Below are 12,739 nucleotides of genomic sequence, written 5' to 3' on the forward strand. Positions count from 1 at the left end.
CGACATTTCGTTAGCTTGATTTCAGGATAATTATGAGCAAGAGCACCGCTGAGATCCGTCAGGCGTTTCTCGATTTTTTCCATAGTAAGGGACACCAGGTTGTTGCCAGCAGCTCCCTGGTACCGAACAACGACCCGACTCTGCTGTTTACCAACGCCGGGATGAACCAGTTCAAGGATGTATTCCTTGGTCTCGACAAGCGTAATTATTCCCGCGCTACAACCTCACAGCGTTGCGTGCGTGCGGGCGGTAAACACAACGATCTGGAAAACGTCGGTTACACCGCGCGCCACCATACCTTCTTCGAAATGCTGGGTAACTTCAGCTTCGGTGACTACTTCAAACACGACGCCATTCAATACGCGTGGGAACTGTTGACCGGTGAAAACTGGTTCAATCTGCCGAAAGAGCGTCTGTGGGTGACCGTGTACGAGACCGATGACGAAGCGTTCGACATCTGGGAAAAAGAAGTGGGTATCCCTCGCGAACGTATCATTCGTATCGGTGACAACAAAGGCGCGCCTTACGCGTCCGACAACTTCTGGCAGATGGGCGACACCGGCCCTTGCGGTCCGTGCACCGAGATCTTCTACGATCACGGCGACCATATCTGGGGCGGCCCTCCGGGCAGCGCGGAAGAAGATGGCGATCGCTACATTGAGATCTGGAACATCGTCTTCATGCAGTTTAACCGTCAGGCCGACGGCACCATGGAGCCGCTGCCAAAACCGTCCGTCGATACCGGTATGGGTCTGGAGCGTATCGCGGCCGTTCTGCAACACGTCAACTCTAACTATGAGATTGACCTGTTCAGCACCCTGATTAAAGCCGTTGCCGACGTGACGGGCGCAACCGATCTGAACAACAAGTCTCTGCGCGTTATCGCAGACCATATTCGTTCCTGTGCGTTCCTGATTGCCGACGGCGTTATCCCGTCGAATGAAAACCGTGGCTATGTGCTGCGTCGTATCATTCGTCGTGCGATCCGTCATGGCAACATGCTGGGCGCGAAGGACACCTTCTTCTATAAGCTCGTTGGGCCACTGATTGGCGTGATGGGCTCTGCCGGCGAAGAGCTGAAACGCCAGCAGGCGCAGGTCGAGCAGGTTCTGAAAACCGAAGAAGAGCAGTTTGCCCGTACGCTGGAGCGCGGACTTGCGCTGCTGGACGACGAGCTGGCGAAACTCCAGGGCGACACGCTGGATGGCGAAACGGCTTTCCGCCTGTACGACACTTATGGCTTCCCGGTTGACCTGACGGCTGACGTTTGCCGCGAGCGCAACATCAAAGTTGACGAAGCCGGCTTCGAAGCCGCAATGGAAGAGCAGCGTCGTCGTGCGCGTGAATCCAGCGGTTTTGGCGCAGACTACAATGCAATGATCCGCGTTGATAGCGCGTCTGAATTTAAAGGCTACGAAGAGCTGGCCCTGACCAGCAACGTGACCGCGCTGTTTGTTGACGGGAAAGCCGTAGACAGCATTAGCGCGGGCCAGGAAGCGGTTGTCATCCTGGATAAAACGCCATTCTATGCGGAATCCGGCGGCCAGGTTGGCGATAAAGGCGAACTGAAGGGCAATGGCTTTAGCTTCAGCGTAAGCGACACCCAGAAATACGGTCAGGCGATTGGTCACCAGGGCAAACTGGTTTCTGGTTCTCTGAAAGTGGGCGAGGGCGTTCAGGCCAACGTTGATGAAGCTCGCCGCGCGCGCATTCGTCTGAACCACTCGGCAACTCACCTGATGCACGCTGCCCTGCGCGACGTGCTGGGTACTCACGTTGCACAGAAAGGTTCACTGGTTAACGACAAAATGCTGCGTTTCGACTTCTCGCATTTTGAAGCGATGAAGCCGTCTGAAATCCGTGCGGTGGAAGATCTGGTGAATGCGCAGATCCGTCGTAACCTGCCAATCGAAACCCACGTTATGGATCTCGAGGACGCGAAGAAGAAGGGTGCGATGGCGCTGTTTGGCGAGAAATATGACGACCGCGTTCGCGTGCTGAGCATGGGCGACTTCTCTACCGAACTGTGCGGCGGTACTCACGCATCGCGCACCGGTGATATCGGTCTGTTCCGTATCGTTTCTGAATCAGGCACCGCGGCGGGCGTTCGTCGTATCGAAGCGGTGACCGGGGAAGGCGCCATCGCCAGCCTGCACGCGCAGAGCGACCAGCTGCATGAGATCGCGCAGCTGCTGAAAGGCGATAGCCAGAACCTGGGCGAGAAAGTGCGTGTCGCGCTGGATCGTACCCGTCAGCTGGAAAAAGAGCTCCAGCAATTGAAAGAACAGGCTGCGGCGCAGGAGAGCGCAAACCTCTCCAGCAAAGCGGTAGACATTAAGGGCGTCAAACTGCTGGTCAGCGATCTGGCGGGCGTTGAGCCTAAGATGCTGCGTACGATGGTCGACGATCTGAAGAACCAGCTTGGTTCAACGGTTATCGTGCTGGCAACGGTCGCAGAGGGTAAGGTTTCTCTGATTGCGGGCGTCTCTAAGGATGTGACGGACCGTGTTAAAGCAGGGGAATTGATTGGCATGGTCGCCCAGCAGGTGGGTGGCAAAGGTGGCGGTCGTCCGGACATGGCGCAAGCCGGTGGTACGGATGCGGCGGCACTTCCCGCGGCATTGGCCAGCGTTGAAAGCTGGGTAAGCGCGAAACTGTAATAACTAAAAAGCACAAGCAGACGCCATAACGGTAACGTTATGGCGTCTTGCTCACTGCGCTATCGATAACGATAAAGTCAGGTTGAGTTTGTGTATATCGGCTAAACTTACGTTTAACAGAATGTGATGCCGTGACTGCTTACACTTTACGTGTTTGTCATCGCTTACTTTTTGGCGTTATATGATGGATAATGCCGGGATACAAGAGACCCGACTCTTTTAATCTTTCAAGGAGCAAAGAATGCTGATTCTGACTCGTCGAGTTGGTGAGACCCTCATGATTGGGGATGAGGTCACCGTGACAGTTTTAGGGGTAAAGGGTAACCAGGTACGTATTGGTGTTAACGCTCCTAAAGAAGTATCTGTCCACCGTGAAGAGATCTACCAGCGTATCCAGGCCGAAAAATCCCAGCAGTCCAGTTACTGATATTGTCGCGTCTCGCTGTCGGGCGAGACGCAACCCTCCTGCTATTTTTCCTGCATAAAGTTACCGTTCTATTTCAAACGCTTCGTTTTTGACCACTCTCATAATCTTATCTCGTCGAAATGACCCGCTTCTCTCAACAGATTTCTGTGAAGATGCCTGCAAAATCCGCTTATAAAACACTCTCTTTGCGGCTTTTACATGCGAATTGCGTGCGAATTGTGCAAACGAAAAAAGCATGTGGAAAATTGTTTGACTTATAAGTCCCAGAAAGTAATATATGCGCCACGCAGCGACGAGAAGCTCTTAACGAGTTACTCGAAGCACTCGAAAGAGGCGTTGTGTGGTGAGGTGGCCGAGAGGCTGAAGGCGCTCCCCTGCTAAGGGAGTATGCGGTCAAAAGCTGCATCCGGGGTTCGAATCCCCGCCTCACCGCCATTTTGCATCCGTAGCTCAGCTGGATAGAGTACTCGGCTACGAACCGAGCGGTCGGAGGTTCGAATCCTCCCGGATGCACCATCTATTACTTCATATTGCTTTCGAAGTGATATGAATATCGAGCAGTACAGTAGTAAATCCCGATGCATCCGTAGCTCAGCTGGATAGAGTACTCGGCTACGAACCGAGCGGTCGGAGGTTCGAATCCTCCCGGATGCACCATCTATTACTTCATATTGCTTTCGAAGTGATATGAATATCGAGCAGTACAGTAGTAAATCCCGATGCATCCGTAGCTCAGCTGGATAGAGTACTCGGCTACGAACCGAGCGGTCGGAGGTTCGAATCCTCCCGGATGCACCATATTCTCCGAGATAACAGCGATGCTGTTGTTTCAAGGTCTGCGAGTTAATCGCAAGCACCAGGGAGGATAACGTTGCTTTAGCAACGGCCCGCAGGGCGAGGCGCAGCCGAGTAATCCTCCCGGATGCACCATTTACTGTTTCTAAAAGCATTTCCCGATGCATCCGTAGCTCAGCTGGATAGAGTACTCGGCTACGAACCGAGCGGTCGGAGGTTCGAATCCTCCCGGATGCACCATCTCTTCTTGTCGTCCCCTTCAATGTTTAGTTCTTAATCACTCTCGTTGTTATCACTTCGCAATCAGCGACAAAAATCCCCTTTTACGATAAAGTAATGCTTTGTTAATCGGTTAGCGAGAGCACGATGTACGCACAGTATGACGGTTTGATCTTCGACATGGACGGCACCCTCCTGGATACCGAACCCACGCATCGCCAGGCCTGGACCGACGTTCTTGCCCGTTACGGTATGCGTTTCGATCTACAGGCGATGATTGCCCTCAACGGATCGCCCACCTGGCGTATCGCACAGGCCGTGATTGAGCTGAATCAGGCCGATCTCGACCCGCACCTGCTCGCGCGTGAAAAAACCGACGCGGTAAAAGCCATACTGCTGGACACCGTGCAGCCATTACCGCTCATTGACGTCGTCAAAGCGTGGCACGGGCGTCGTCCTATGTCTGTCGGCACGGGCAGCGAGAGCGCGATTGCTGAAGCGCTACTCAACCATCTTGGCCTGCGCCACTATTTTTCTGCCGTCGTGGCCGCCGATCACGTTAAAAATCATAAACCCGCTCCGGACACCTTCCTGCTCTGCGCAGAATTAATGGGTGTCCCGGCTGCAAAATGCGTTGTGTTTGAAGATGCCGACTTTGGTCTCCAGGCCGCGCGTGATGCCGGAATGGCGGCGGTGGACGTTCGCTTACTGTGAGTGACGCGCTGTCACTTGCTTCATTATTCGCCAGCAGTTTTTTAAGCTCCACCCTCTTGCCGGGGAATTCGGAAGTGGTACTGGTGGCGATGCTGTTATCCGGCGTGAGTCAGCCCTGGTTGCTGGTCTTAATAGCAACAATGGGTAATAGCCTTGGAGGGCTGACTAACGTTATTCTTGGACGTTTCTTTCCGCTACGCGAAAAATCTCGCTGGCAGGAAAAGGCAGTGGGCTGGCTAAAACGCTATGGCGCTGCCACGCTGTTATTAAGCTGGATGCCTGTAATAGGCGATTTACTGTGTCTGCTGGCGGGATGGATGCGCATCTCCTGGGGACCGGTGCTCTTTTTTTTGTGCCTTGGCAAGGCGTTACGCTATGTTTTATTGGCATGGGTAACACTACAGGGTATGACGTGGTGGCACTAATTGGTGGAATGAATTCGCGACCTTCAATCGTCAACCATTACAATTATGCTGAGTGACAATTTTTTGACAGGCGGGAGGTCAAATTGATCCCGGACGTATCACAGGCGCTGGCCTGGCTGGAAAACCACCCTCAGGCACTGAAGGGGATTCAGCGTGGGCTTGAGCGCGAAACGCTGCGCGTAAATGCGGATGGTAGCTTAGCGACAACGGGACACCCGAAGGCGTTAGGCTCGGCGCTGACACATAAATGGATCACAACCGATTTCGCCGAAGCGCTGCTGGAGTTCATCACGCCGGTAGACGGTGATATTGATCATATGCTGACGATCATGCGCGATGTGCATCGCTTTACCGCCCGCAACCTCGGTGACGAGCGTATGTGGCCGCTCAGCATGCCGTGCTATATCGAGCAGGGGCAGGATATCGAGCTGGCGCAGTACGGCACCTCTAACGTGGGGCGGATGAAAACGCTGTACCGTGAAGGCCTGAAAAACCGCTACGGCGCACTGATGCAGACGATCTCTGGCGTGCACTACAATTTCTCTCTGCCGATGGCGTTCTGGCAGGCGAAATGCGGTGAAACGGATAAAGACGCGATCTCTGCGGGCTACTTCCGCCTGATCCGCAACTATTACCGTTTTGGCTGGGTTATTCCGTATCTGTTTGGCGCGTCGCCGGCCATCTGTTCATCGTTCCTGCAAGGGAAACCGACCACACTGCCGTTCGAGAAGACCGAGTGTGGCATGTATTACCTGCCGTACGCGACCTCTCTTCGCCTGAGCGACCTTGGCTATACCAATAAATCGCAAAGCAATCTCGGAATTACGTTTAACGATCTGCACGACTATGTGGCAGGCTTGAAGCGGGCGATCAAAACTCCGTCGGAAGAGTACGAAAAAATCGGCCTCGAAAAAGACGGCAAGCGCCTGCAAATCAACAGCAACGTATTGCAGATTGAGAACGAACTGTATGCGCCGATTCGTCCGAAGCGCGTAACGCGCAGCGGTGAAACGCCGTCGGATGCGCTACAGCGCGGCGGGATTGAATACATTGAAGTGCGCTCGCTGGATATCAACCCGTTCTCGCCCATTGGCGTTGACGAGCAGCAGGTTCGCTTCCTCGATCTGTTTATGGTCTGGTGCGTCCTGGCGGATGCGCCGGAAATGAGTTCCGACGAGCTGCTGTGTACCCGTACCAACTGGAATCGCGTGATTCTGGAAGGGCGTAAGCCGGGCCTGACGTTAGGGATTGGCTGTGAAACGGCGCAGTTCCCGCTCTCTAAGGTGGGGAAAGATCTGTTCAGGGACCTGAAGCGCGTTGCCCAGACGCTGGACAGCGTGTACGGCGGCGAAGCATACCAAAAGGTCTGCGACGAACTGGTTGAAAGCTTTGATAACCCGGAACTGACGTTCTCGGCACGCATTCTGCGTTCTATGATTGAGCAGGGAATTGGCGGCACAGGACGTTCACTGTCAGCGGAGTACCGTGAGATGCTGATGCAGGAGCCGTTAGAGGTTCTGAGCGAAGCGGATTTTGTGGCAGAGCGCGATGCATCCGTTGTGCGTCAGAAAGCGATCGAAGCGGCGGATACGGAGTCGTTTGAGGCGTTTCTGGCGAAGCAGGCTTGAACCAAAAGAAAAAGGCCACATCGCTGTGGCCAAAATATACATCTCTGAATTCAGGGATGATGATAACAAATGCGCGTCTTTCATATACTCAGACGCGCATTCTGTAGAAGAGTTCAGTTTATTTTAAAAAAATCACTATCGGAGGTGACGTATGCCGTTATTAGATAGCTTTACTGTCGACCATACCCGTATGGAAGCACCAGCAGTCCGCGTGGCGAAGACCATGAACACGCCGCACGGCGACACGATCACCGTTTTCGACCTGCGCTTCTGCGTGCCGAATAAAGAAGTGATGCCGGAGAAAGGCATTCACACGCTGGAACACCTGTTCGCCGGCTTCATGCGCGACCACCTGAACGGCAACGGCGTGGAAATCATCGATATCTCTCCGATGGGCTGCCGCACCGGTTTTTACATGAGCCTGATTGGTCAGCCGGAAGAGAAACGCGTTGCGGATGCGTGGAAAGCGGCGATGGAAGACGTGCTGAAGGTGAAAGAGCAGAACCAGATCCCTGAGCTGAACGTTTACCAGTGCGGCACTTACCAGATGCACTCTCTGGAAGAAGCCCAGGACATTGCCCGTCATATCATCGAACGTGATGTTCGTGTAAACAGCAACGACGAGCTGGCCCTGCCAAAAGAAAAACTTCAGGAACTGCACATTTAGTATTGTGCCCGTAGATGCCCGGTGGCGCTACGCTGACCGGGCCTACAAACCTTTATCGGTACTGATAATTGTGGATAACCGGGCCGGACAGAGGCCCGGTTATCGTAGGCCGGGTAAGGCGTAGCCGCCCCCCGGCAACCCATAAACAGGGTTAATGCGCACCGCCGCCGCCGCTACCGGCACCAAACGGGGGTTTGGCAAACCACACCAGCCCCAGCAGGACGATAAAGATCCCCGCCGATATCCAGAATATCTCGTTTGCCGAGATAATCAGCCCCTGGTTGGTGATCTGCTGGGCAAGCCAGCCGGACGCCTGCTGCTCCGTCATGCCCATCCCCTCAAGCTGGCTATACATCTGCTGAGCGTTAGGGTTGAACGGGTTCACCGCTTCGGTCAGCTGGGCGTGGTGCATCGATTCCCGGTTGGTCCACAGCGTGGTGGTAATCGAGGTCCCGATGGAGCCCGCCAGCGTACGGGTAAAGTTCGACAGGCTCGATGCCGCCGCCATCCGCTCAGGCGGCAAGCCGGAAAGCGTAATGGTGGTCAGCGGCATAAAGAAGCAGGCTACGGCAAAGCCCTGAATAAACTGCGGCCACGCGGAGGCGCCAAAGTCCATTCCCGGTTCGAACGTATACGCGCGCCAGTAGAAGCACACGGCGTACATGATGAAGCTGAACGTCACCAGCCTGCGCATGTCGAGCTTATGGGCGAAACGGCCAATAATCGGCGACAGCAGAACCGGAATTAACCCCACCGGCGCGGAGGCCAGCCCCGCCCAGGTTGCGGTATAGCCGTACACCTCCTGCAACAGCTGCGGCAGCAGAACAATCGCGCCGAAGTAGAGCATATAGGCGAGGCTGATACAGAGGCAGCCGATGGTGAAGTTTCGCGATTTAAACAGCGAGAGATCGACTATCGGGTTATCGTCCGTCAGCTCCCAGACAATCAGGAAGCTAATGGCGACCACGGCGACCACCGTCAGCACGATGATTTCCGTAGAGGCGAACCAGTCCAGCTCTTTACCCCGGTCGAGCATGATTTGCAGGCTGCCGATGCCGACCACCAGCAGCGCCAGACCGATACCGTCGATCCGCCGCTGTTCGGTTCGCGTTTCGCGACCGCGCAGAGACTGTAGCGTCATCAGCACCACCAGCGCACCGATGGGCACGTTGATGAAGAAGATCCAGCCCCAGTGATAGTTATCGCTGATGTAACCGCCGAGGATGGGCCCGCAAATCGGGGCGACAATCACCGTCATCGACCACAGCGCGAGCGCGATGGAGCGTTTGGCGGGCGGATAGTTGTTCAGCAGCAAACTCTGCGACAACGGGATCAACGGCCCGGCGACAATCCCCTGGATGACGCGGAAGAATATCAGCATCGTCAGGCTGCTGGACATCCCGCAGGCCCAGGAGGCCAGCACGAACAGGATCGTCGACCAGAGGAACAGCTTCACTTCACCGACGCGCTTCGCCAGCCAGCCGGTGATGGGGATGGAGATGGCGTTCGCCACCCCGAACGAGGTAATGACCCAGGTTCCCTGGCTCAGCGATGAGCCAAGGTTCCCGGCGATGGTTGGGATCGCCACGTTTGCGATGGTGGAGTCCAGCACCTGCATGAATGTCGCCAGCGACAGCGCAATGGTCATAATGACCAGCTGCGCCCCCTCCAGCGGTTTTTGCGGCTTTTGCTGTTGCATAACGCTCACCTTCGGATTAACCGGCGTTTGCCTTCACGATGTCATCGATCAGCTTATTAACCGGATCGAGGCTAATTTCACGGGCGTTACTTTCATAAGCTGGCGTGCTGCGCACCTGATTTGCGAGGATCTGACCGTCGCGGTTGGCGGTATCAACCGTCACCAGCGTGGAAAGGCCAATTCGCAGCGGATGGTCCGCCAGCTGTTTGGCGTCCAGTTCAATACGCACGGGCAGGCGCTGTACCACTTTGATCCAGTTGCCGGTGGCGTTCTGCGCAGGCAGCAGGCTGAACGCGCTGCCGGTCCCCATGTCCAGACCGACCACTTTACCGCTGTACTTCACGTCATCGCCGTAGATATCGCTGACCACGGTTGCGGTCTGGCCGATACGCATATGCGCCAGCTGGGTCTCTTTGAAGTTCGCATCCACCCACAGATTGTTCGCCGGAACGACCGCCATCAGCGGCGTGGTGGTGCCAATCTGCGCGCCGGGCTGTACGGAACGACGGGAAACGTAGCCGGTCATCGGGCTGACGATTTTGGTACGTTGCAGGGCAAGCCATGCGTTGCGTACTTCGGTCGCCGCCTGTTTCACCGCCGGCTGGTTTTCCAGAGAGGTGCCCAGCACCATCGCCTGGTTAGCGTTGTACTGCTGAATAGCCACGTCCAGCTGCGCCTGTGCGCTGGCCACCGCATCGCGGGCGTGCTGCAACTCTTCACGGCCAATCAGGTTGGCGGTGCCGAGAGGAACACGACGCTTAAGGTCGCTCTGCGCCTGGGCCAGGGCCGTTTTCTGCACGTCGATACTGGCCTGAAGCTGTTTGCTGTTGATCATCAGCTGGCGGGTCTGGCGAACGCTGGAGGCCAGCGCCGTCTGTGCTTTTTCAAACGCCTGTTGGGCGTCGGTCGGGTCGAGCGTGACCAGCACATCCCCTTTTTTTACAAAATCGGTGTTGTCAGCCCAGACTTTCGTCACGCTGCCCGACACCTGTGCCATGATTTGAACCTGATTCCCTGCCACGTATGCATCGTCTGTCTCTTCAACATGACGCAATACTAAAAACCAATAAATCCCATATGCCACGGCAATAATAATAAAGAGCAAGGTCAGCAGAATAAGGGCGCTCTTACGTTTGCCCTTCTTGTTAACCGGTTGCTGCGGGGGAGTGTTCTCCGCATTTGCGCTCATTGTTGTTCTCCACGATCTTTTTATTTTCACATCGGCTGAGCCGACCTGTTGTCAGAAAGGCCAGCAGTTTCACGTGCTGGCCTGTCAGTTTTTCTTTTGAAATCTGGATGGTTGAGCGGATCGTCGCGTTAGCGCAGCGCCTCAAGAATGACGCCATCTTCATCCATCTGATCCAGACGGGTGAGCAGCTTGCGAGTAATGTGCTCAAGCTGGTCGCGCTCGGCGGTGCTGAGGGCGGACCAGAGCTGGTGCAGGCAGTTATGCTGCGGGGGCAGCACTTCGCGCAGGAATTCGTGACCTTTCTCGGTCAGTTGCAGATGCAGGCAGCGGCGATCGTTATCGCTTTCACGGCGTTCGATCCAGCCGCGCTTCTCCAGCTCATCAGCAATACGGGTGGCATTGGTACGGGATGAACCCAGCGCGCAGCTCAGTTCAGACGGCTGAATGCTGTGGTTTTCCTGAGACTCAAGCGTAATCAACGCCATAAATAACGTCTCGTTAATCCCTTGCGCTTTCAGCATCTTATTACGATTTTCCAGCAGCTTACCCTGCATGTGCATGCACAGGCGAGTCAGCAGGATCTCCTGATACGGGAAGTCCTCATGACGACTGGCGCGGAACTTAAGCATTTGTTCAATGGGCGTAAACGAACTATCCATTTTGGGCATAACCTCATTAATTACAGCCGATATAGTAACGATAGTGACAAATAATGTAAATGAATTATTTGTGCGGTTATATCCGCCAAACGAATGTCACCATCAGAAAGCGCCGGGTAAATCCGTGACCCGGTGAGCACAGAAAGCGTGGGGTGTATACCCGCGAAAGAGGGGATGTGAGGACAGGGGTCTGAACTATTCATGCCGGTAGTAAATATGTCACCCACAGTAAAATTTCTGGGATAAATGATTACCGTTACATTAACAGATGCAGGCCCCCTTTACACCCCAGGGGGCCCAAAGCAATGTAAAACTTAGTGAATTGCTTCCTGGCGGTGGTAGCCGCGCCACCACACCAGCAGATTTATCGCCGCGACGATGGCGCCGATGGCGCACACGCCCGTCCAGCCCGCATGCTGCCAGGCGGAGGCTGAGATCAACGAGCCCGCCGCGCCGCCGATAAAGTAGCTGGTCATATATCCGGCCGTCAGGCGGTTACGTGCGTCCGGCTTCACGCGGTAAATAACGGTCTGGTTGGTGATGTGTACGCCCTGCACGGTGAGGTCGAGCACCAGAATACCGACGATCAGCGCCAGCACTGAGACGTGTCCGTACCAGATGGCCGCCCAGGAGAGCAGGAGCAACACCAGCCCGGCGGAGGTGGTCATATGCGATTTGCCTTTGTCGGCCAGCCCACCGGCCGGGCGTGCGCCCAGCGCGCCAGCCGCGCCTGCCAGCCCAAACAGGCCAATCACCCCTTCTGAGTAGTTAAACGGCGGTGCGGCGAGCAGAAATGCCATCGACGTCCATAAGATGCTGAAGTTAGCGAAGGTAAGACACCCCAGAATGGCGCGCGTGCGCAGGAGTTTATCCTGCGTAAAGAGGCTGAAAACGGAGGCGAGAAGCTGGGGATAGTTCAGGTGATTCTCCTGCTTCACTTTCGGCAGGCCGCGCCACAGCGCCAGCGCCATGATAACCATCAGCACGCTCGCCACCCAGTAGACGGTGCGCCAGCCGCCGAGGCTCGCCAGCAGCCCGGCAACGGTTCGCGCCAGCAGGATGCCCAGCAGCAGGCCGCTCATGATAGTGCCGACCACTTTGCCGCGTTTTTCCGGGGACGCCAGCGTAGCGGCAAGGGGAACCAGAATTTGTGCCACCACGGAGAACAGGCCGGTCAGCGCGGTGCCAATAATCATCATCGTTAACGACTGGCTGCTGGCAGTGATCAACATCCCGCCTGCCGCCAGAAGCGTCATAGAGACGATAAGCATCCGGCGCTCAAACATATCGCCCAATGGCACCAGGAACAGCAGCCCTGCCGCATAGCCGAGTTGCGCAGCGGTGACGATAAAGCCGGCGGAGCTGGCGGAAAGATCGAAGGCGCGCGCGATAGTATCAAGCAGAGGCTGCGCGTAATAGTTGCTGGCGACTGCCAGACCCGTTGCCACGGACATTAAAAGGATGAGCGCGGGGCTAAGCCCCTGAGATGTTTTTGTCATTAGTTTCAGGAATCGTGAGTTAAGTGATTATTTTTCCGGAAACATAATAACCAATGATTGAGAATGTTGGGGGATTGTTATGTGTGTGTTTGTGCGGTTATCCCCCTCACCCCAGCCCTCTCCCTAAAGGGTAGAGGGTTAGGGTGAGGGGTAAGGTT

At 55.4% G+C, this 12,739-nt stretch carries 10 protein-coding genes and 5 tRNA genes; 11 read left to right on the plus strand and 4 right to left on the minus strand.

Annotated elements, in window-relative coordinates:
- The first annotated feature begins 32 nt into the window (after window positions 1–32).
- From alaS to luxS, 11 genes are all read left to right on the plus strand, one after another.
- Window positions 33–2,660: an alanine--tRNA ligase gene (alaS, locus tag INF58_RS11745; RefSeq protein WP_193034894.1), complete on the plus strand. Its 2,628-nt coding sequence runs from the start codon at window positions 33–35 to the stop codon at window positions 2,658–2,660.
- A gap of 241 nt (window positions 2,661–2,901) precedes the next feature.
- Entirely contained in the window at window positions 2,902–3,087 is a 186-nt protein-coding gene (gene csrA, locus INF58_RS11750; RefSeq protein ID WP_000906486.1) for a carbon storage regulator CsrA, read from the plus strand.
- 342 nt (window positions 3,088–3,429) lie between these two features.
- Window positions 3,430–3,522, plus strand: a tRNA-Ser gene (locus INF58_RS11755).
- 4 nt (window positions 3,523–3,526) lie between these two features.
- Window positions 3,527–3,603, plus strand: a tRNA-Arg gene (locus INF58_RS11760).
- 64 nt (window positions 3,604–3,667) lie between these two features.
- A tRNA-Arg gene (locus INF58_RS11765) sits at window positions 3,668–3,744 on the plus strand.
- Between the two features lie 64 nt (window positions 3,745–3,808).
- Window positions 3,809–3,885, plus strand: a tRNA-Arg gene (locus tag INF58_RS11770).
- A 160-nt stretch (window positions 3,886–4,045) separates the two neighbouring features.
- Window positions 4,046–4,122, plus strand: a tRNA-Arg gene (locus tag INF58_RS11775).
- 126 nt (window positions 4,123–4,248) lie between these two features.
- Window positions 4,249–4,815, plus strand: coding sequence for a fructose-1-phosphate/6-phosphogluconate phosphatase (gene yqaB / locus INF58_RS11780; RefSeq protein ID WP_063451841.1), 567 nt, complete (start codon window positions 4,249–4,251; stop codon window positions 4,813–4,815).
- Window positions 4,812–5,240 (plus strand): YqaA family protein, encoded by a 429-nt coding sequence (locus tag INF58_RS11785; RefSeq protein ID WP_017692791.1) that lies wholly within the window; start codon window positions 4,812–4,814, stop codon window positions 5,238–5,240. The genes yqaB and INF58_RS11785 overlap by 4 nt, the downstream gene beginning before the upstream one ends.
- An 83-nt stretch (window positions 5,241–5,323) precedes the next feature.
- A complete protein-coding gene (gene gshA / locus INF58_RS11790) occupies window positions 5,324–6,868 on the plus strand; it encodes a glutamate--cysteine ligase (RefSeq protein ID WP_107533587.1) in 1,545 nt (514 codons plus the stop codon).
- Window positions 6,869–7,019: 151 nt separating this feature from the next.
- The gene (gene luxS, locus INF58_RS11795) at window positions 7,020–7,535 is read left to right on the plus strand and encodes an S-ribosylhomocysteine lyase (RefSeq protein ID WP_063451839.1); all 516 of its coding nucleotides are present in this window, start codon (window positions 7,020–7,022) and stop codon (window positions 7,533–7,535) included.
- Between the two features lie 151 nt (window positions 7,536–7,686).
- Here the strand turns inward: luxS and emrB are convergent, their stop codons facing one another.
- The 4 genes from emrB to INF58_RS11815 all read right to left on the minus strand — a co-directional run bounded on the left by emrB (window position 7,687) and on the right by INF58_RS11815 (window position 12,581).
- A complete protein-coding gene (emrB, locus tag INF58_RS11800; RefSeq protein WP_006811709.1) occupies window positions 7,687–9,234 on the minus strand; it encodes a multidrug efflux MFS transporter permease subunit EmrB in 1,548 nt (515 codons plus the stop codon).
- Window positions 9,235–9,250: 16 nt separating this feature from the next.
- A complete protein-coding gene (emrA, locus tag INF58_RS11805) occupies window positions 9,251–10,423 on the minus strand; it encodes a multidrug efflux MFS transporter periplasmic adaptor subunit EmrA (protein WP_193527731.1) in 1,173 nt (390 codons plus the stop codon).
- Between the two features lie 128 nt (window positions 10,424–10,551).
- Window positions 10,552–11,082, minus strand: coding sequence for a multidrug efflux transporter EmrAB transcriptional repressor EmrR (gene emrR, locus INF58_RS11810; protein WP_017694792.1), 531 nt, complete (start codon window positions 11,080–11,082; stop codon window positions 10,552–10,554).
- A gap of 314 nt (window positions 11,083–11,396) precedes the next feature.
- Window positions 11,397–12,581 (minus strand): MFS transporter, encoded by a 1,185-nt coding sequence (locus INF58_RS11815; RefSeq protein WP_107533585.1) that lies wholly within the window; start codon window positions 12,579–12,581, stop codon window positions 11,397–11,399.
- Window positions 12,582–12,739: the final 158 nt, after the last annotated feature.

It is taken from the genome of Enterobacter cloacae complex sp. P24RS, from assembly GCF_014982165.1.
GTDB classification, from domain to species: Bacteria; Pseudomonadota; Gammaproteobacteria; order Enterobacterales; family Enterobacteriaceae; genus Enterobacter; species Enterobacter quasihormaechei.

Bases quoted from the DNA above. Each gene is read 5' to 3' on its own strand.
- alaS (WP_193034894.1), top strand. From the start codon at position 33: ATGAGCAAGAGCACCGCTGAGATCCGTCAGGCGTTTCTCGATTTTTTC.
- csrA (WP_000906486.1), top strand. From the start codon at position 2,902: ATGCTGATTCTGACTCGTCGAGTTGGTGAGACCCTCATGATTGGGGAT.
- yqaB (WP_063451841.1), top strand. From the start codon at position 4,249: ATGTACGCACAGTATGACGGTTTGATCTTCGACATGGACGGCACCCTC.
- luxS (WP_063451839.1), top strand. From the start codon at position 7,020: ATGCCGTTATTAGATAGCTTTACTGTCGACCATACCCGTATGGAAGCA.
- emrB (WP_006811709.1), bottom strand. From the start codon at position 9,234: ATGCAACAGCAAAAGCCGCAAAAACCGCTGGAGGGGGCGCAGCTGGTC.
- emrA (WP_193527731.1), bottom strand. From the start codon at position 10,423: ATGAGCGCAAATGCGGAGAACACTCCCCCGCAGCAACCGGTTAACAAG.
- emrR (WP_017694792.1), bottom strand. From the start codon at position 11,082: ATGGATAGTTCGTTTACGCCCATTGAACAAATGCTTAAGTTCCGCGCC.
- INF58_RS11815 (WP_107533585.1), bottom strand. From the start codon at position 12,581: ATGACAAAAACATCTCAGGGGCTTAGCCCCGCGCTCATCCTTTTAATG.